Annotated in this window: 20 protein-coding genes and 1 pseudogene; 16 read left to right on the top strand and 5 right to left on the bottom strand. The window is 72.0% G+C overall.

Translation table 11 applies throughout. The features are described 5' to 3' along the window. Positions 1–95 precede the first annotated feature (95 nt). The 6 genes from ACN28G_RS09310 to ACN28G_RS09285 all read left to right on the top strand — a co-directional run bounded on the left by ACN28G_RS09310 (position 96) and on the right by ACN28G_RS09285 (position 6,063). A complete protein-coding gene (locus ACN28G_RS09310; protein WP_421478916.1) occupies positions 96–1,472 on the top strand; it encodes a M20 metallopeptidase family protein in 1,377 nt (458 codons plus the stop codon). Then, positions 1,469–2,473, top strand: coding sequence for a Gfo/Idh/MocA family protein (locus tag ACN28G_RS09305; protein ID WP_421478915.1), 1,005 nt, complete (start codon positions 1,469–1,471; stop codon positions 2,471–2,473). Before ACN28G_RS09310 ends, ACN28G_RS09305 begins: the two co-directional genes overlap by 4 nt. Before the next feature lie 15 nt (positions 2,474–2,488). Next, a complete protein-coding gene (locus tag ACN28G_RS09300; RefSeq protein ID WP_421478914.1) occupies positions 2,489–3,787 on the top strand; it encodes an ABC transporter substrate-binding protein in 1,299 nt (432 codons plus the stop codon). A 64-nt stretch (positions 3,788–3,851) separates the two neighbouring features. Then, complete coding sequence (locus ACN28G_RS09295) at positions 3,852–4,808, top strand: carbohydrate ABC transporter permease (protein ID WP_421478913.1); 957 nt, start codon at positions 3,852–3,854, stop codon at positions 4,806–4,808. Further along, entirely contained in the window at positions 4,805–5,638 is an 834-nt protein-coding gene (locus ACN28G_RS09290; RefSeq protein WP_091437274.1) for a carbohydrate ABC transporter permease, read from the top strand. Before ACN28G_RS09295 ends, ACN28G_RS09290 begins: the two co-directional genes overlap by 4 nt. Then, positions 5,635–6,063: an L-rhamnose mutarotase gene (locus ACN28G_RS09285; RefSeq protein WP_421478912.1), complete on the top strand. Its 429-nt coding sequence runs from the start codon at positions 5,635–5,637 to the stop codon at positions 6,061–6,063. The genes ACN28G_RS09290 and ACN28G_RS09285 overlap by 4 nt, the downstream gene beginning before the upstream one ends. A gap of 106 nt (positions 6,064–6,169) precedes the next feature. Here the strand turns inward: ACN28G_RS09285 and ACN28G_RS09280 are convergent, their stop codons facing one another. Then, the gene (locus ACN28G_RS09280) at positions 6,170–7,300 is read right to left on the bottom strand and encodes a mandelate racemase/muconate lactonizing enzyme family protein (protein ID WP_421478911.1); all 1,131 of its coding nucleotides are present in this window, start codon (positions 7,298–7,300) and stop codon (positions 6,170–6,172) included. A 130-nt stretch (positions 7,301–7,430) separates the two neighbouring features. Here ACN28G_RS09280 and ACN28G_RS09275 point away from each other — a divergent pair, with 130 nt between their 5' ends. From ACN28G_RS09275 to ACN28G_RS09245, 7 genes are all read left to right on the top strand, one after another. Then, complete coding sequence (locus tag ACN28G_RS09275; RefSeq protein WP_217628930.1) at positions 7,431–8,366, top strand: thiamine pyrophosphate-dependent dehydrogenase E1 component subunit alpha; 936 nt, start codon at positions 7,431–7,433, stop codon at positions 8,364–8,366. Further along, the gene (locus ACN28G_RS09270) at positions 8,359–9,339 is read left to right on the top strand and encodes an alpha-ketoacid dehydrogenase subunit beta (RefSeq protein ID WP_217628807.1); all 981 of its coding nucleotides are present in this window, start codon (positions 8,359–8,361) and stop codon (positions 9,337–9,339) included. Before ACN28G_RS09275 ends, ACN28G_RS09270 begins: the two co-directional genes overlap by 8 nt. Next, positions 9,336–10,097, top strand: coding sequence for an SDR family oxidoreductase (locus tag ACN28G_RS09265; protein WP_091437269.1), 762 nt, complete (start codon positions 9,336–9,338; stop codon positions 10,095–10,097). Before ACN28G_RS09270 ends, ACN28G_RS09265 begins: the two co-directional genes overlap by 4 nt. 44 nt (positions 10,098–10,141) lie before the next feature. After that, a complete protein-coding gene (locus ACN28G_RS09260; protein ID WP_091437267.1) occupies positions 10,142–11,461 on the top strand; it encodes a hypothetical protein in 1,320 nt (439 codons plus the stop codon). Continuing rightward, positions 11,458–11,757: a YciI family protein gene (locus ACN28G_RS09255; RefSeq protein ID WP_091437263.1), complete on the top strand. Its 300-nt coding sequence runs from the start codon at positions 11,458–11,460 to the stop codon at positions 11,755–11,757. The genes ACN28G_RS09260 and ACN28G_RS09255 overlap by 4 nt, the downstream gene beginning before the upstream one ends. Then, entirely contained in the window at positions 11,757–13,328 is a 1,572-nt protein-coding gene (locus ACN28G_RS09250) for a hypothetical protein (RefSeq protein WP_091437261.1), read from the top strand. The genes ACN28G_RS09255 and ACN28G_RS09250 overlap by 1 nt, the downstream gene beginning before the upstream one ends. A gap of 63 nt (positions 13,329–13,391) precedes the next feature. After that, the gene (locus ACN28G_RS09245; protein WP_373868378.1) at positions 13,392–14,159 is read left to right on the top strand and encodes a sulfite exporter TauE/SafE family protein; all 768 of its coding nucleotides are present in this window, start codon (positions 13,392–13,394) and stop codon (positions 14,157–14,159) included. A 70-nt stretch (positions 14,160–14,229) separates the two neighbouring features. Here the strand turns inward: ACN28G_RS09245 and ACN28G_RS09240 are convergent, their stop codons facing one another. The 3 genes from ACN28G_RS09240 to ACN28G_RS09230 form a co-directional block, all read right to left on the bottom strand. Next, a complete protein-coding gene (locus ACN28G_RS09240; protein ID WP_091437259.1) occupies positions 14,230–14,418 on the bottom strand; it encodes a DUF397 domain-containing protein in 189 nt (62 codons plus the stop codon). Between the two features lie 112 nt (positions 14,419–14,530). After that, positions 14,531–14,722: a DUF397 domain-containing protein gene (locus ACN28G_RS09235; RefSeq protein ID WP_091437257.1), complete on the bottom strand. Its 192-nt coding sequence runs from the start codon at positions 14,720–14,722 to the stop codon at positions 14,531–14,533. Positions 14,723–14,733: 11 nt separating this feature from the next. Next, positions 14,734–15,609, bottom strand: a complete 876-nt coding sequence (locus ACN28G_RS09230; RefSeq protein WP_229688495.1) for a helix-turn-helix domain-containing protein — start codon at positions 15,607–15,609, stop codon at positions 14,734–14,736. Positions 15,610–15,784: 175 nt separating this feature from the next. On the opposite strand from ACN28G_RS09230, the gene ACN28G_RS09225 reads away from it, so the two are divergent. The 3 genes and pseudogenes from ACN28G_RS09225 to ACN28G_RS09215 all read left to right on the top strand — a co-directional run bounded on the left by ACN28G_RS09225 (position 15,785) and on the right by ACN28G_RS09215 (position 17,253). After that, positions 15,785–15,964, top strand: coding sequence for a hypothetical protein (locus ACN28G_RS09225; protein ID WP_091437253.1), 180 nt, complete (start codon positions 15,785–15,787; stop codon positions 15,962–15,964). Positions 15,965–16,115: 151 nt separating this feature from the next. Beyond that, positions 16,116–16,373, top strand: a pseudogene (locus ACN28G_RS09220) (hypothetical protein); the annotation flags it as partial. Between the two features lie 103 nt (positions 16,374–16,476). Next, complete coding sequence (locus ACN28G_RS09215) at positions 16,477–17,253, top strand: hypothetical protein (protein ID WP_091437250.1); 777 nt, start codon at positions 16,477–16,479, stop codon at positions 17,251–17,253. 40 nt (positions 17,254–17,293) lie between these two features. On the opposite strand, the gene ACN28G_RS09210 is transcribed toward ACN28G_RS09215, so the two are convergent. Next, positions 17,294–18,601, bottom strand: a complete 1,308-nt coding sequence (locus ACN28G_RS09210; protein WP_091437247.1) for a hemolysin family protein — start codon at positions 18,599–18,601, stop codon at positions 17,294–17,296. Positions 18,602–18,618 lie beyond the last annotated feature (17 nt).

Here is an 18,618-nt window from a genome sequence, read left to right as displayed (position 1 = left end):
AGTTTTCTCCTGGTTATTGACGTGGCCACCCCCCTGACTTAGGTTCTTGTCTCAATTAGGTCCGGATTGCAGGCCGCGAGCGAGGGGTGAAGCGGGTGACGCTGGCAAGCGACGAGGTTGACGAGCTGGTACGGCTGCGTCGTCAGCTCCATCACCATCCCGAGCTGCGGTTTACCGAGCACGCGACGGCCGGGTTGCTGGCCGGGATGCTTCAGCCGTTCGGCCGGGTCCGTACCGGACTTGCCGGCACCGGCCTCCTCCTGGAGGTTGACGGCCCCCTCCCCGGACCCGCCGTGCTCCTTCGGGCCGATATGGATGCCTATCCGGTCCAGGACGTCAAGACCGAGCCGTACGCCTCGACGAACGCCGGGGTCTGCCACGCCTGCGGACACGACGTGCACATGACCGTCGCGTACGGGGTGGCCGCCCGGCTCGCCGCCGACCCACCGGCGAGGGGGTCGGTGGCCGTGCTCTTCCAGCCCGCCGAGGAGATCCCCTTCGGCGAGGCCTCCGGCGCCGCGGCCGTGCTGCGCGACGACGCCCTGCGCGGGCGGCGCTTCGACGCCGTCCTCGGCCTGCACTGCTGGCCGGACCTGCCGGTCGGCACGCTCGGCGTGGACCGGACCACCGCGATGGCGGCCAAGGACGCCTTCCGGGTCGAGGTGCTCGGCCGGACCGCCCACGCCGCCACCCCGGCACTGGGCCGCGACGCCATCCTCGGCCTCAGCGGCATGGTCAACCTGCTGCACGCGGCGGTGGCCCGCTCCCGCAACGCCGACGAGCTGGTCGCGTTCAACATCGGCACCATCGCCGGGGGCGCCAGCCAGAGCCAGGTGGCCGGGTACGCCGAGGCGACCGGCACCCTGCGCACCCACGACGAGGCGGTCCGCGAGCGGCTCAAGACCGTCATCGAGCGCCTCGCCCGGCAACAGGCCGCCGCCCTCGACCTCGGGGTGCGGTTCACCTGGGCCAACGAGATGCCCCCGGTACGCAACGCCGCCGAACTGGTCGCGTTGGCCCACACCGAGCTGTCCGACCTGGTCGAGGTGGTCGACCTGGCCGTGCCGCCGCTGACCACCGACGACTTCGCCCTGCTCGGCGCGCTCGGCCCCAGCCTGTACGTCAAGCTCGGGGTGACCGGCGAACGCGGCGGCGCCCCCCTGCACTCCGGCACCTTCGACGTCGACGAACGCTGCCTGGCCGTCGGGGTGACCGCCCTCGACCGGCTCACCCGCGCCGTGCTCGACGGCCGGCTCACCCCGTCCGCAGCGCCCCGGTCGACCGACGCCCCGACGGGAGGGCCGTCGACGGCCGGCGCACCGGCGGCGCAGCGAACAGGCTCGGCCGACGCACCGGCGGCGCAGCGCACAGGCTCGGCCGACACACCGGCGGCGCAGCGAACGGGGTCGGCCGACGCGAACGGCTCGGCTGCCCCGGGTACGGACCCGACCGTCGCGGCGGTGCCGTCATGATCACCCCGCCCGAGGTCGCGGTGATCGGGGCCGGCGCGTTCGGGCAGCGGCACGTGGCCGCGTACCGGTCGCTGGGGGTGCCGGTGACCGCGCTGGTCGACCCCGACCCGGTCACCCGGGCCCGGGTGGCCGCCGCACACGGGGTGTCCCGGACCTTCGCCACCGTCGAGGAGTTGCTCGCCGACGCGGCGCCGCAGGCGGCCTCGGTCTGCGTACCCGGTCCGGCGCACCGGGCGGTCGCGGTGGCGTTGCTCGCCGCCGGCGTACCGGTGCTGGTGGAGAAGCCGCTCGCCGCGACGGTGGCCGACGCCGCCGCGATCGTGCGCGCCGCGCACACCCACGGGGTGCTCTGCCAGCCGGGGCACATCCTGCGGCACAGCGCCCCGCACCGGGCACTGTACGAGGCGGTACGCGCCGGTCGGCTCGGGCAGGTGCTGGCGGTCTCCTCCCGCCGGGACCGGCCCCGCGCCCTCAGCCGGCTCTTCCCCGACGAGCACCCCGCCCTGCTCACCGCCGTGCACGACATCGACCTGGCGATCTGGTACGCCCAGTCCCCGGTGGTCGAGGTGCGCGCGGCGACCCGGACCCGACCCGGACCGGCCGCGCCGGTCCTGGTCTGGGCGGAGCTTCGGCACGCCAACGACGTCGTGTCGTCGATCCGCAACAGCTACCTGCTGCCCGAACACACCGCCAACCACACGAGCGACCTGGTCGAGGTGTACGGCACCGACGGTGTCGCGCACGTCGACCTCGGCCACCCCACCCTGCTGGTGCAGGGCGAGACGACCGAGGCACCGGACTGGTTGCTGTCGCCGCCCGACGGTGGCGGCGCGCTCGCCGCACAGCTGCGCCACTTCGTCGCCCAGGTGACCGGCACCGAGTCCACGGCGGTCGTCCCGCTCGCCGACGGACTGCACGTGGTGCAGGTCGCCGCCGCCGTCACCGACAGCGCCGCCGCCGGTGGCGCTACCCGCCGGATATCCCCCGATCCCCTCTCCTGACAGGAGCTTCCGCCGATGTTTCGACGTAGATTGGCCGGCGTCCTCGCCGCCGGTGTGGCCGCCGCCGTGGCGCTGGCCGGGTGCGGCGGTGGCGACAGCGCCGCCGACGGCCCGGTCACCCTGAAGGTGCTCACCTGGGAGCCGGGTGGCACCGAGTACTGGCAGCAGGTCAAGTCGACCTTCGAGGCCAGCCACCCGGACATCAAGCTGGAGATGCAGGCCGTCCCCTTCGACAAGTACCCCGAGGTGCAGGGGCCCTACATCACCTCGCAGTCCGGGCCGGACGTGATGGCCAACAACGCCGGACTGGAGCTGTTCGACAGGCGGGGCGCGTACGTGCCGCTGGGCGAGCGGGCCGCTGAGATCAACAAGGACCTGGTCACCTACAGCGGGGCCTGCGAGGGCTTCGACACCAGCAAGGAGTGCTTCGGCGTCCCCTTCTCGTACCAGGGCAACGTCCTCTACTACAACAAGGACGTGCTGACCGCCGCCGGGCTGGACCCGGAAAAGCCGCCGGCCACCTGGGACGAGTTCGGGGCCGCCTGTGAGGCGGTGAAGAAGGCCGGCAAGACCTGCCTGGCGCTGGGGCTGTCCGGCACCTTCCCGGCGTACTGGGACTTCCCGGAGATCGCCCGCAACTTCCTGAGCGAGGACGACATCCGGGGCCTGCTCGCCGGCACCCTGTCCTGGAAGGACCCGAAGCTGGTCCAGACCCTGGAGAAGCTGGCCGAGATCACCACCAAGGGCTGGACGAACCGCAACGCCCCGTCGATCACCATGCTGCCCGACGGCGCGGACATCTTCCAGCGCGGTGACGCCGCCTTCGCCGGCACCATCATCTCCGACGCGGTGAACTGGGAGGCCTTCGGCAAGGCCCTCGGTGACGACAAGCTCGGCGTCACCCGGTGGCCGGTGATCAACCAGTCCGCGCCGTTGGCGCAGAAGTTCTCCGGCATCGAGGGCGCCGTCTACGGCGTGACCAAGTGGAGCGAGAAGAAGGACGCCGGCCTGGAGTTCATCACCTGGCTGGCCGGCAAGGAGAACGGCGAGCTGTGGGTCAAGCACGCCAAGGGGCAGCCGCTGAACCGGAACGTCGACCCGGCGCTGCTGCCGTCGTCGCCGGCCTTCAAGAAGATCCAGGAGCTGGTCGCCGACCCGACCCTGCACGCCGGTGTGATGCTCTCCGGCCCGGAGGCCGACGCGCTGGCCCGCGGCTGGCAGCAGGTCACCCTCGGCCAGCTCACCGTGGACAAGTGGGCCGAGCAGATGCAGCAGGCGCTGGAGCGCAGCCCCACCAAGAAGCAGGGCAACTAGCCGCAACCCGGGTGGGACGGCCGGCGCCGTCCCACCCGGTGCGCCCTGGGGAGGACAACAACCGATGAGCATCTCCACCGCGCCCGCCGCCGAGCCGGCCGTCGCGACAACCCCACCGCCGGTACGCCGTACCCGGCGCAACGCCCACGCCCGGGAGTGGTGGCTCGGGGCCCTGATGGTGCTGCCGGCGGTGGTGCTGGCGGTCACCTTCAAGCTGGTGCCGCTGGCCCGGGGCGTGATCACCAGTTTCGAGTCCTCCGGCGGGTTCGGCGACAGCACGTTCGCCGGCGCGGACAACTACACCCGGATGTTCGACGACCCGGTGGTGCTGGCCAGCTTCCGCAACGCGCTGCTGGTGGTGGCCACCCTGCCGGTCTGGGTGGTGTTCCCACTGGTCCTGGCGGTGCTGATCCACCAGCGGGCACCCGGTTGGCAGTTCTTCCGGGCGGTCTACTTCATCCCGTACACCATCGCGCCGATCGTGGTCGGCATCATGTTCCGCCAGATCCTCTCCCCGGACGGCCCGATCAACGCCCTGCTACGCGCGGTCGGGTTGGCGCCGCTGGCCATCGAGTGGCTCAACGGGCAGAACAGCGCCCTGTTCAGCCTGGTCGCGGTCGCCCTGTGGAGCTTCTTCGGGCTGGGCGTGATGACCTACCTGGCCGGGCTGGCCACCATTCCCGACGAGGTGCTGGAGGCCGCGTACCTCGACGGAGCCGGATTCTGGCGGCGGCTGGTCTCGGTGGTGGTGCCGATGCTGCGCCCGACCGTGGCGTACTGGAGTGTGCTCTGCGCCTCCGGGGTGTTGATCTGGCTCTTCCCACTGATCTACGCGCTGACCCAGGGCGGCCCCGGCAACGCCACCATGCTGCCGGAGTACCTGGTCTTCCTGACCACCTTCCAGTTCCTGGACCGCGGATACGGCTCGGCCATCGGTATCGCCCTGTTCGTCTTCGTCGCCCTGCTGTCGATCTTCAGCGTCCGGCACATGTTCAAAGAGGGGACCAGGAAGCCGAAATGAACCGGCGACACTCCGCCCAGATCGGGCGCTACCTGTTGACCTTCGCGCTGGTGGTGGTCGCGGTGGCCGCGGTCTACCCGCTGCTGTTCACCGTGGTCAGCTCGCTGAAGACGCAGACCGGCTTCGCCCAGGACCCGCTCGGGCTGCCGGCCGGGATCACCTTCGACAACTACGTCGAGGCGTTCCGCCGGATGGACATGCCCCGGCTGCTGCTCAACTCCATCGTCACCACGGTCGGCGGTCTGGTGCTGTCGGTGCTGGCCGCGATGCTCGTCGCGTACACGGTGACGAAGTTGCGGTTCCGCGGCGGCAAGGTGGTCTTCCTGCTGATCATCATCACCCTGACCATCCCCAGCCAGGCGATCATCTACCCGCTGTACCAGACGGTACTGGACCTCGGCATGTCCGGGCAGTACCAGGGGCTGATCCTGGCGTACGCGGCGTTCGGCCTGCCGCTGGGGACCTACCAGCTGGCCGGCTACTTCCAGCAGGTGCCCGACGAGCTGATCGAGGCGGCCCGGGTCGACGGGGCGGGACACTTCACCATCCTGTTCCGGCTGCTCGCCCCGATCGCCACCCCGGCGCTGGCCGCGCTGGCCATCTTCAACTTCGTCTGGATGTGGAACGACCTGCTGCTGCCGCTGGTCATCATGGGCGGCTCGGACTCCAAGACGCTGATGGTCGGGGTCTCCATGCTCAGCGGCCAGTACGACGTCTCGGTGCCGCTGGTCAGCGCCGGCCTGATCGTGGCCCTGCTCCCGGTGCTCATCATCTACCTGGTGTTCCAGCGGCAACTGGTCTCCGGCGCGCTGGCCGGTTCCGGCAAGTGAGCACACCGGCCGACCGGCCCGGCACCGCACGGGGCGTGGACCCCGGTGCCGTCGACGATCCCGGCACCGGGTCGTCGGCGGCACCGGCCCGGGGGCCGGGACGGCAGCTGTGCTACCTGTACCGGCTGCGCCCCGGGGCCGAGGCCGAGTACGAGCGCCGGCACGCCGAGGTCTGGCCGGAGCTGCTCGCCCTGCTGGACGACGCCGGCCTGTACGACTACACCATCTACCGGCACGGCCTGCTGCTGATCTGCGTGCTGCGGACCCGGTGGGGCTTCGACCACGCCAGCCGGGTCACCGGCGACGCCGAGGTACAGGCCCGGTGGACGGCGTCGCTGGCGCACCTCTTCGCCGAGATCGCCGACGCCGACGGTGCGCCACTGTGGGCGTACCCGGTCTTCCACCACGCCGGCCGCCCGTCCTGACTGCCGGCCCGGCTGTTCCCGGCACGCGACGTGGGTGCGCGCCGCCAGGTGTTTGCAGGGGCCCCCTGTACATCAGAAAGCGTTAACAGGGGGCCCTTCCTTGCACCTAGACGGCGTAGGCGACGGAGCCGTCGGCGCGCAGCGGGATGCGGGTGAGGGGGCGGCCGGTGAGGTCGAGGGGGGTCTCGTCGGTGAGGTCGAGGGTGACGCCGAGACCGGGTTCGGTGGGCACCGGCAGGTAGCCGCCCTCGCGGCGCACGCAGGGCCGGGCCGGGCCGTCGGCGAGGGTGTCGTCCAGGGGTGAGTACTCCTGGGTGACGAAGTTGGGGATGGCGGTGTCCAGCTGCACCGAGGCCATGGTGAGCAGGGGGCCGAGGCAGTTGTGGCTGACCACGGCGGCGTGGTACGACTCGGCCAGCGCGGCGATCTTACGGGCGTGGCTGATCCCGCCGGCCAGGCCGAGGTCGGGGCGCACGTACTGGGCGCCACCCTGGGCGAGCAGCTCCTTGAACTCCCAGATGGTGTGCAGCCGTTCCCCGTTGGCCATCGGCACCCCGAGGGCCCGCCGGGCGACCTCGGCCTGACTGCTGACGCTGTCGATCTGCACGGGGTCCTCGACCATCAGGGGCAGCAGCCGGCCCACCGCCGGCACGACCACCTCGGCCTGCAACGGGGTGAGTTTGCGGTGCAGCTCGATGAGCAGGTCGACGTCGGGTCCGACGGTGTCGCGCACGGCGGCGGTGGTCGCCGCGGTCTCGGTGACCAGCCGGGCCAGCGACAGGTCGCCGTAGTTCGCCGGCAGCGGGTCGAACTTGACCGCGGTGAAGCCGTCGGCGACCGCGGCGGCGGCCTGAGCGGCGAGGGCGTCGGCGCCGGTGCCGGGCAGCAGCAGGTGCAGCCGGATCCGGTCGCGGACCCGCCCGCCGAGCAGTTGCCAGACCGGCACCTGCAGGCGCTTGCCGAGCAGGTCCCACAGGGCCAGGTCGATCGCGGAGACCGCGGCGGTGAGCACCGAGCCGCGGAACGGTCCCATCCGGTAGAGGTGGTGCCAGTGGTGCTCGATGCGGTCCGGGTCCGCGCCGAGCAGGTGCGGCCGGAAGGTCCGCACGACGGCGTGCACCGCGTCGGGATAGCCCCAGCAGGCGGACTGGCCGACGCCGACCAGTCCGGCCGAGGTGTGCACCGCGACGAAGTGCGCGTCGCCCCGCACCACCGACTCGACGGCGGTGATCTCCATGCTGCCCCCAAATTAGAGCCCTATAACGGCCACAAACTTGCTCCCGCACTCTTCCATAGCATGACGTGCCTGGTCTAGGCTCCAATCCGAACGAGCCAGAATAGGGCTCTAATTCTTCACTGGGGGTGTGATGGGTCTGCCGGACGACTACCGGGCGATGGCCCGGATCCGCCGGTTCGAGGAGCGGCTGGCCGCCCTCAAGGACGACGGCGAGATCCCGGGTTCGATCCACCTGTGCAACGGTCAGGAGGCGATCCCGGTCGGCGCGGCCCGCGCGCTGCGCGACGGCGACCACGTCACCGCGACCTACCGGGGCCACGGTTGGGCGCTGGCCCGGGGCGTGGACATGACCGGACTGTTCGCCGAGATGATGGGGCGCGACTCCAGCGTCAACGGCGGCCGGTCGGCCTCGCCGTACCTCTCCGACCCGGGCCGCTGGTTCGTCGGGGAGAACTCCATCGTCGGCGCCGGCGTGCCGATCGCCACCGGGGCGGCGCTGACCGCCCAGCGCACGGGCAGCGGCGCGGTGAGCGTGGTCAGCATCGGTGACGGCGCGATGAACCAGGGCAACGTGCACGAGGCGATCAACCTGGCCGCCGTGCTGGACCTGCCGCTGGTGCTGGTGGTGGAGAACAACGTCTACTCGGAGATGTCCCGGATCTCCGACATGGTCCGGGTCCGGCAGCTCGCCGAACGGGCCGCCGGATACGGCATCCCCGGCCGGGTCGTGGACGGCAACGACCCCGACACGGTCGCCGAGGCCGTCGCCGAGGCGGTCACCCGGGCCCGGGAGGGCGCCGGACCGTCGATCGTGGAGGCGATGACCGAACGGCTGGTCGGCCACTACAGCGGGGACGTGCAGCACTACCGGCCGGCCGGCGAGATCGCCGCCGCCCGCGAGCGGGAGCCGCTGGCCCGGATCCGGGCCGCCGCCGACGCCGAGCTGACCGCCCGGCTCGACGCCGTCGACGCCGAGGTGGCCGCCGAGGTGGAGGCCGCCGTGACCGCCGCCCGCGAGGTGCCGTACCCGGACCCGGCGACCGCCAAGGAGCACGTCTATGTCTGAGTCGCTGCGCTACATCCAGGCCGTCAACGCCGCCCTGACCTGGGCGTTGGACAGCCGGACCGACACCGTCTACTTCGGTGAGGACGTCGCCCTGCCCGGCGGGCCGTTCGGGGCGACCAAGGGTCTGCACAAGCGGTTCGGCTCGGAGCGGATCTTCGACACCCCGATCTCCGAGACCGGGTTCCTGGGCATGGCCCTCGGCGCGGCGATGACCGGCCTGCGGCCGATCGCCGAGATCATGTACGCCGACTTCACGTTCGTGGCGATGGACCAGCTGGTCAACCAGATCGCCAACATCCACTACGCAAGCGCCGGCCGGTGGCGGGCCCCGCTGGTGATCCGGATGCAGCAGGGCTACTCGCCGGGGGCGTGCGCCCAGCACTCCCACTCGATCGAGGCGTACCTGGCGCACACCCCGGGGCTGCGGGTGGCGTTGCCGGCCACCCCGGACGACGCGTACCAGATGTTGCGCACCGCGGTGACCAGCGACGACCCGGTGGTGGTCGCGGAGGCCCGGATGCTCTACCCGAGCAAGGGGCCGGTCCGCACCGACGCGCCGGTGGAGCCGGTCGGCGGGGCCCGGGTGGTCCGCGAGGGCGCCGACGCGACCGTGGTGGCCTGGTCCCGGATGGTCCCGGCGGCGCTGGCCGCCGCCGGCACCCTCGCCGCCGAGGGCATCGAGACCGAGGTGGTCGACCTGCGCTGGCTGAACCCGCTGGACTTCGACACGGTGGGGGCGTCGGTGTCGCGCACCGGCCGGTTGGTCGTCGCCCACGAGGCGAACCTGACCGGTGGCTTCGGCGCGGAGATCGCCGCCCGCGCGGCGTCGGAGTGCTTCGCCGACCTGCGCGCCCCGGTGGCCCGGGTGGCCGCACCGGACGTGCCGATGCCGGCCGCGCCGGCCCTGCAGAAGGCCGTGGTCCCCGAGGCCGAGCACATCGTGGCGGCGGTCCGCCGGACGGTCCAGCGGTGACCGGCGACAACCCGGCGGCCGGCCTGCTGGTCGGCCGCCGGGTGGTCGTCGTCGGAGGCGCATCCGGCATCGGCCTGGCCACCGTCCGGGCCGCCGCCGCGGCTGGCGCGGCCGTGGCGGTGCTCGACGCCGACGCCGACGGTGCCGCCGAGGCCGCCGCGCAGGCCCGGGCGGCCGGGGCGGACGCCTACGCGCACACCGTCGACGTCACCGCCGAGCCGCAGGTAGCCGCCGCGCTGGACGCCGCCGCCGCCGACCTCGGCGGCCTCGACGCGGTGCTGCACGTCGCGGGCGTGATGCGCGGGCAGGGCACCGACGTCGCCGACCTGCCGCTGGAGCTGTGGCAACGGGTCGTCGCGGTCAACCTCACCGGGCCGTTCCTGGTCGCCAAGCACGCCGTACGGCACCTGGGCGGCGGCGACGGGGTGCTCGTGCTGGTCGGCTCCAAGGCGGGCGTGCTCGCCGGCAGCGGGTCGGTACCCTACGGCGCGAGCAAGGGAGGACTGCACGGCCTGGCGCTGACGCTGGCCCGCCAGCTCGGTCCACGCGGGATCCGGGTGCACACGCTCTGTCCGGGCGACATCGACACGCCGCTGATGCGACGGTCGCTGGACGAGGCGCGGGCCAACGGCACCGACAGCGGTCAGGTCACCCGGATCGAGGCGGCCCTGGGTCGCCCCGAGGACGTGGCGTCGGTGCTGACGCTGCTGGCCGCGCCGGTCGCCGCCGGCATCGCCGGCACCGTCTACACCGGCTGAGCAGCCCGACCGTACGGCCAGGGCGACGACGTGGAGGCAGCATCGTGATCGGGATCATCGGCCCGGAGGACTCGATCCGGCTCGTGCAGGAGGTGGCCGCCGGCGAGGGACGTGCCGACGAGGTGACCGTCCGCGTCTACACCAACCCCGAGCAGGCCGCCGAGCTGGCCCGGGAGCTGGACGACCTGTGCCAGGTGCTGCTCTTCACCGGCCGCATTCCGTACGCCTTCGCCGCCGCCACCGGTGGGCTGCGCGCCGAGATCGACTACATCCGGCACGCCGGCATCGACCTGTACCGGACCCTGTCGCGGATGCTGCTGGCCGGCGGCGGGCGGCTGCCCACGGTCAGTGTGGACACCATCGAGGCCGACACCGTCCGGGAGACGTACCACGACATCGAGCTGACCCCGCCCACCGAGATCCTGCCCATCGCCGACTCCTCCGGGCTGCTCTTCTCCGGGCTGGCCGACATCGCCGCGTACCACCGGGAACGCTACGCCGCCGGGGCGGTCGAGGCCTGCCTGACCTGCCTCGGCGCGGTACACCAGGAGCTGCGCGAGCACGGGGTGCCGGTGTGGCGGGTCGAGCACACCCGGGCCTCGGTGCGCGACGCGCTGCGCCGGGCCTGGCAGGCCGCCGAGGTACGCCAGTCCCGCGCCACCCAGATCGCGGTGATGCTGGTCGAGGTGAGCGACCCGACCCACCGGCAGCTCGACCCGTACCAGGTCGAACGGCAGCGGCTCCGGCTGCGCGAGGCGCTGCTGGAGCACGCCGAGCGGATGCGCGGCCGGCTGGCGGCCATCGACGACCGGACCCTGCTGATCACCACCACCCGGGGCACCGTGGAGAGCGCCATCGCCCGGCACCGGGCCGGACACGCCTCGCTGCTCACCCTGCGCGGCGTCGACGGCGAACACACCGTCGGCTTCGGCGCGGGCACCACCATCGCCGCCGCCGAGGCCAACGCCCGCCAGGCCCTGGCGCTGGGCCGGGCCGGCGACACCCACGTGGTCTTCCCCGACGGCGACATCTACTCCACCCGCTCCAGCGCGGTCAAGCAGCGGCTGCGCGAGACCACCCCCGGGGTGCTGCGGGTCTCCGAACAGCTGCGACTCGGCCCGCTGTCCACCCGACGGCTGCTGGAGGCGCTGCACCAGATGGACCCGCACCAGGTCACCGCGCGCGGGCTGGCCGACGCGTACGGGGTGGAGACCCGCTCGGCCCGCCGGCTGCTCAAGTCGCTGCGGGCGGCCGGCTTCGCCGAGGAGGTCGGGGTGCACGTCAGCACCGGGGCGGGCCGCCCACAGACGGTCTACCGGGTGGCCCTGCAACGACTGGTGGGCGCGATCGGGGCCGACTCGTGAGGTTCGAAACCACCTGGCTGGTCACCGCCACCTTCGCCGCCGACGCGGCCCGCCGCCGCGAGCCGTACCGGGCCGCCCACCTGGACCACGTCGGCGCGCTGCTGGCCAGCGGCACCGCGCTGGTCGCCGGGGCCCGGGCCGACCTGCGCGCCTCGGTGCTGGTGCTGCGGGCGGCCGACGCGACGGCGGCCCGCACCCTGCTCGAACACGATCCGTACTGGCAACACCGGGTGTGGACGGCCATCGAGGTGGTCGAATTCCTCGCCGCCACCCCGCCGTCCCTCGGGAGGTCTTGATGTCGACACACCGCCAGGTCACCGGAGTCCGGGTCACCGGCGCCGACCACGCGCCGTACGCCGCCGGGCTGCTGACCGACGCCCTCGGCACCGGCGACACACCGGTCTCGTTCACCGCCGACCCGACCCTTGCCGAGGGCGCGTTCCGGGTCGAGGTCGGCGAGACCGGGGAGATCCGCATCGTCGGTGACCCGTTCGCCGGCCTGGTCCACGCCGTACGCGACCTGCTGGCCCGGACCACCCCGGCCGGCCTGCCCGTCGGCACCGTCGAGAGCGCGCCGGGGTTGGCCCTGCGGACCCTGTGGACCTGGGACCACTCCACCAACTGGGACCTGCGGCAGCTCGGCCAGCAGGAGATCGGCGCCCTGAACCCGTACGCCAAGGGGGTCGACGCCTTCGGGGCCGACTACCGGCGGCTTGTCGACTTCTGCAGCCGGGAGCGGATCGGCGGCATCGTGGTCTACGGGCTGCTGCGCGACGCCCACGGCGGCGTCGAGGCGGCCCGCGAGCTGTGCGAGTACGCCAACGCCCGGGGGGTGCGGATCATCGCCGGGGTGGGGATCAACGCCTACGGCGGCATCTACTTCGACGGCCGGCACCGCTACAACCTCGCCACCTGGCTGCGGCAGCGCCCCGACCTGGCCGCCGAACTGCCGAAGAAGGTCGGCTTCGACATCGACGAGTTCGGTGACCTGCACTTCCCGGCCAGCGAGTACATGATGGCCGCCTGCCCGTCCCAGCCGGACAACCTGGCCTGGCACCGCGACGCCATCGACTGGCTGCTGGACACCCTGCCGGTGGGTGGGATCAACTTCGAGACCGGCGACTACGGCAGCTGCGCCTGCGCGCGGTGCGTCGAGCGCACCGGCGGGGAACGGACCTCCTGGTCGTACGAGGCGATGCGGTCGGTGTATCCGACGCTGCTGGACACCGCCCGACGGCCCGGACCGGCCGGGGTGCCCCTGCGCCACCTGGTCGAGGTCTACTGGGACAACATCTTCGACCTCGACGCCCAACGCCCGCTGGCCGACCTACCCGACGACGTGGCCTACCAGTACTGCGTCAACCGGGGCTTCTGGTACGACAACCGTGACCGGCTCACTGCCGAACACGTCTCGGCGTTGCCGCACACCACCAACGTGCTGCGCACCCACGCCGGATCACAGTGGAACCGGCAGCGGCACTCCTGGGTGCCGGAGATGTACACCGACATGGCCACCCGGACCGCCGCCGCCGGCATGCGCGGGCTGACCATCTTCGCCGAGGCCTCCGCGTACCACCCGACCAACGAGGTCAGCTACCTGGCGTACGCCCGGTTCTCCTGGAATCCCGAGCTGACCTGGGCCGACTTCTGGCGCGACGAGGTGGCCCCCCGGTTCGGCGGGTCGGCCGAGGCCGAGGCGTTCCGCGACGGCGCGGCCCTGGTGGAGGACCCGGCCGCCGACGCCAAGGCGCTGACCGCCGTACGCGGTGACGCCCTGGCGATGGTCGCCGCCACCGGTGGCGAGGTGCAGCGCCGCTGGCTGTGGCTGGCCGAACGGGCCGCCCGGCACGCCCACAGCGCCGACTGACCGAGGCTCACGCGCCGGTGGGCGGGACAACGTCCGCCAGCGCGGACGCCTAGGGTCCCAGGCGTGGATCCGGTCGAGGTGGTGCTGATGCTGGCCGCCGGTTTCGCCGCCGGGGCCATCGGGGCGATGGCCGGAGGCGGCGGACTGCTCAGCTTCCCGGCGTTGATCGCGGTCGGAATCCCGCCGGTGGCGGCGACCGTCACCAACACGGTCGCCCTCTGCACCGGCAACCTGACCGCCGCCGTGGCCACCCGCAGCGACCTGCCTCAGGTACGCCAGTGGGCGCTCCTGCTGCCCACCACCGTCGTCGGCACCCTGGCCGGCTGTCTGATCCTGCTGGGCACGCCGGCCCGGGTCTTCGAGACGGTCGTACCGTTCCTGGTGCTGGGGGCGACCGCGATGCTGGCCCTGCAGGGTCCACTGTGGCGGCTGGTCGGTCATCCCCGCGACCTCGGGCCGCGCCGTCGGGCCTGGACCCTGCACGCCGTGGTCGGAGTCACCTCGGTCTACTGCGGCTACTTCGCCCAGGCGCTCGGGCTGATGCTGATCTCCGGGCTGACCCTGGCCCTGGACACCACGCTGGCCCGGATCAACGCGCTGAAGAACCTCCTGTCCGGGATGATGGGGGTGACCACCATCGGCGTCTTCGGGCTGTTCGGGCCGGTGAACTGGGCCGCCGCCGCGCTGCTCGCCCCGGCCGCCATCGCCGGCGGGTACGTCGGTGCCCGGTGGGCGCGCCGCCTACCGGCGACCCTGCTGCGGGCCGTGATCGTCGTCGTCGGCACGGCCGTCGGCCTCTACCTGCTGGTCGACCACCACTATCAGGGCTGAGCGGGGTACGTGGCGTCGTGGGCGACGGCTGGCCCGGGTGTGGACTTCCGCCCACACCCGGGGCCGTTGTTCACGCGTCGAAGGTGCCGACCTTGATCCCTCGGACGAAGCCGGTCCACTGTCCGGAGGTGAACGACAGCACCGGCCCCTGCTGGTCCTTGCTGTCCCGGACCAGGACGAGCTGGGGTGGTGTGGCAACCTCGACGCAGTCCCCACCGGCGTTACTACGCGTGCTCTTCTTCCAGGTGAGCGTGGTCATGACTGTTCCTCTGCGATCGACGCCATGAGCTTCCGGGACTGCGCTTCGGTAAGCGCAGACCGCTCCATGATGGCCCACGCCTCGCCATAGGCGGCGACCTGCGCTGATCCTGCTACCCGAAGGTGCCGGCCTTGATCCCCTTGACGAAGCCGGTCCACTGTCCTGAGGCAACCAATAGAACCGGCCCATGCTGGTCCTTGCTGTCCCGGACCAGAACGGTCGGGGACAGCGTGGCGACCTCGACGCAGTTTCCGCTGGAGCCGGACCTGGTGCTCTTACGCCAGGTGACGCGAGACAGGTCCATGCTGTGTCCTCCTAGCCCGTCAGGTCTGCCGCGATCGAACGCAGCGTATCTCGCGTGGGTTTGGGTGCCAGCGCAAGGGCTTGTAGTTGTTCGTGCGCCGCAGCGTAGGCGGTGATCTCCCCTGGCCGCTCCAGGTACAGCGCCCCGGTCAAAGTGTCCACGTAGACCATGCGTTCCTCGGCGGCGTCCGGGTAGGGCTCGGGCATCGGCGGAAAATCGAGAATCACGAAGCTTCCATCGAACCCAACGCCGGCCGAGTAGGGCAGCAACTGAACGTGGACGTTGCTCCGCGTCGACTCCTCCACCAGTCGTTCGAGCTGCTGTTGCAGTACCTCCGGACCGCCCACCACCCGACGGGCCGCGCCCTCATCGATGACCACCCGCAGCATCGGCGGGTCCTCCCCCGTCAAGATGGCTTGCCGCTCCAACCGCAATGCGACCTGGCGCTCGACCTCGTCGCCTCGCATCGGAACCGGCGCACCCTCGAAGGCTGCCCGCGCGTACTGCTCGGTCTGCAACAGGCCGGGGACCATCTGACACTCGTAGGTGCGAATGACGGAGGCCTCGGACTCCATCCCGACGTACTCGGCGAACCAGTCCGGCAGGACGTCGGTGTACCGCTGCCACCAACCACGCTGTTTCGCCTGACGGGCTACCGCGATTACCGCTTCGGCCTGGGCACCCTCCACGCCGTACAGCGACAGCAGGGCTCGCACGTCGTTTGGGTGTGGCCGAACCTCGGCCGTCTCGATTCGGCTGAGCCAGCTCGCGTCGTGGTCGACACGCCTCGCCGCTTCCGCTGACGTAATCCCTGCTCTGTCGCGGAGCTGTCGCAGGGTAAGCGCCAGGCGTCGGCGTCTGACCGTAGGGCTCTGACGGGGAGGCATAGCCGTCATCTTGCCATGCGGAAAACCTAACTTCGTTTCACATAAGGGCCTTACGCAAAGCAGCGGTTCGCATATTGCGGATTACCTGCTTGCGTGAGACGGTGTTGCAGGGTGTGGTGGTCGGATGACCGTGCGTGGCCCGGCCGCCACGCCCCCTCAGTGGAGGGAGGGCGCGATGGGTGAACGGATCACCTACGACGAATACCTGGCGGCCGTCGCCCTGAGCCTGGCCCGGACACACGCCCCGGCGTGGAACCACATCCTGAAGCGGACCACCTGCCGATGCGGGCGGGACCTCCCCTGCGGCGGGCGTCGCCCGATCCCGATCCGCCGCGAGAACTGGCCGCAACCGTGACCGGCCGTCGGTTGCCGGTGTTGATCCGGGCGGCCTGGCGGGTACTCGACCAGCACCGACACCACCGGTGCCCTGCCTGCCACCTCGGCGGCTGGTGCCCGAGGGTGGCGACGGCCCGGACCCGGATAGCGGCCTGGCGACGGTTCAGCCGGTGACGCCCGACCTCAAGGCCGGCGACCTCCTGCACGTCACCCGAGCCGCCAGCGTGCAGTTCCTCAAGCCGATCATGTTCCGGGTGATCCGGGTCCGCGAAGACCTGATCACCTACCACGGCTGGGTCTGGCTCGACGGTTACGAGCTGGACGCGACCGGCGACGCCACGAGGCGGCGGGAGATCTTCGTCCGACGGGACGGCCTCCGGCCCATGACCGTCCACAGCCCGCCTCGGCCCGCCGGTCGGCGAGCCGCACCGACTCCCCCACGCAGAAATTCACGTTCTGCTATACATGGGAACGCTCCCAACCCCATCCGGCCGGCCCCGCGTCGGACGGCACCGACCCCTGGAGGAGAACATGCGTAACCTGATCGCCGCGGTGGCCGCCACCCTGTTGCTCGGTGCCACCGCCGGCAGCGTCCCGTCCGACGCCGCCAACGCCGCCCACCGCGGTTCCTGCACCGACCGTCTGCTGTTCTGCGAGGACTTCGAGCGGTTGCCAACCGGCGGTGCCAGCAGCCTGAACTGGGGCATCGACACCCGCAACGGCACGCTCACCGTCGAACGCGCCAAGCGCGGCAACCAGGTGCTGCACGTACGCACCGTCGACAACGGACGGGCGTTCCTGCGGGTCGACGACTTCGCCGCGCCGGGCAACCGCTTCTACGGGCGTATGCGGCTGCGCGTGGACGCCTTCCCGACCGCCCCCGACTGGGCGCACTTCACCCTGGTGGAGGCGACCGGCACCGGCAGCGCGGAGGTGGTCCGGCCGATCGGCGGTCAGTACGCCCCCACCGTCCCCGGCGTCTTCTGGGGAGTGGGCGCCGACGGTGGGCCGACCGGCGACTGGACCAACTGGCGGGAGTCCGCCCCGGTGGTCGAGGACACCTGGCAGTGCGTGGAGTGGAAACTCGACCGGGCGGACAACCGGGTGGCGGTGTGGATCGACGGGGTGGCCAACCCGGAGCTGACCGCCTCCACCCACGACCACGGCGGCAACGACGTACCCTTCGTCCTGCCCACTGTCGACACGGTGAAGATCGGCTGGCAGCTCTACCAGGGCGGCACCACCCCGGCGGAGTTCGACCTGTGGATCGACGACATCGCCCTGTCCAGCACGCGCCTCGGCTGCTGACCGACGCCGGGCGGGCGGCGCGGGTCAGGGGCGGCGCGGGTCAGCGACCCGGGTCGTCCCCCGGCCCGACACCGCCGGGCGAGGTGACGCGCAGGCGTACCCGGGTGATCGCCCGCCCGGTCACCTCCGCCACCTCGGCGGTCAGCCCCGGCAGCTCGACGACCTCGCCGGCCGCCTTGGGGATGTGACCGAGACGGGCCAGCACCAGGCCGGCCACCGTCGTGTAGTCACCGGCCTCCAGGTCGTCCTCGCTGAGGTCCACGCCCACGTCCGGCAGGTCGTGCAGGGGGAAACCACCCGGCATCAGCAGAGAGCCGTCCGGTGCCCGGACGACCGCCTGCACGTCCCGGTCGGTCTCGTCGTAGATCTCCCCGACGATCTCCTCGACCAGGTCCTCCATCGTCACGATGCCGTCGATCGCGCCCCGTTCGTCGACCACGAGGGCGAACTGTTGACGCTGTGACCGCATCTCCCGGATCGCGTCGGTCACCTTCAGCGTCTCCGGCAGGTACATCGCCGGGCTCACCTGGTCGGTGACCGGGCCCTCCCGGTCGAGCAGGTCCCGCATGTGCACCACGCCGACCGTGTCGTCCAGGCCGCCGCGGCCCACCACCGGCGCGCGGGTCTGCCCCGACGCGCCGAGTTCCCGCAGCGCCTGTGGCGCCGACAGCGACGCGGAGAGGGTGACCACCTCCCGGCGCGGGACGAGGATCTCCCGCAGGATCCGCTCGGCCACCTCGAACGCCCCCGAGATGATCATCCGGTGCTCGGGGGTGAGGCTGCGCTGCCCGGCGACCATGTCCCGCAGCTCCTCGGTGGTGACCTCCTCCCGGCGGGCCCGCGGGTCACCGCCGGTCAACCGCACCACGGCGTCACTGGCCTTGCCCAGCAGCCACACCACCGGCCGGGTGAACGCCGACAACGCGTCCAGGGGACGGGCGACCAGCAGCGCCCAGCCCTCCGCCCGCTGCATCGCGATCCGCTTCGGTGCCAGCTCGCCGAAGACCAGGGTGACGAAGGTCAGCACGACGGTGACCAGCACGATCGACACGGGCTCCGCCGCCGTACCGAGGAATCCCAGGGGCCGCACCAGCGGCGCGGCCAGCGACACCGCCGCGGCCGCCGAGGCGAGGAACCCGGCGAGCGTGATGCCGATCTGGATCGTGGCCAGGAACCGGTTCGGATCCCGGGCCAGCTTCGCCAGCACCCCTCCGGCCCGCGACGTCCGCTCCAGCCGCTGCAACTGGCTCTCCCGCAGCGACACCAGGGCCATCTCGCTGCCCGCGAAGACCGCGTTCACCAACACCAGGACCAACACCAACGTGACCTGCACGCCATAGCCACCCACGGGCTGTTCGACGCCTC

Source organism: Micromonospora sp. WMMA1923 (genome assembly GCF_049179195.1).
Classification (GTDB): domain Bacteria; phylum Actinomycetota; class Actinomycetes; order Mycobacteriales; family Micromonosporaceae; genus Micromonospora; species Micromonospora yangpuensis.
Note: the sequence above shows the minus strand (reverse complement) of the source record. Positions and strands in the feature narration are given on the sequence as shown.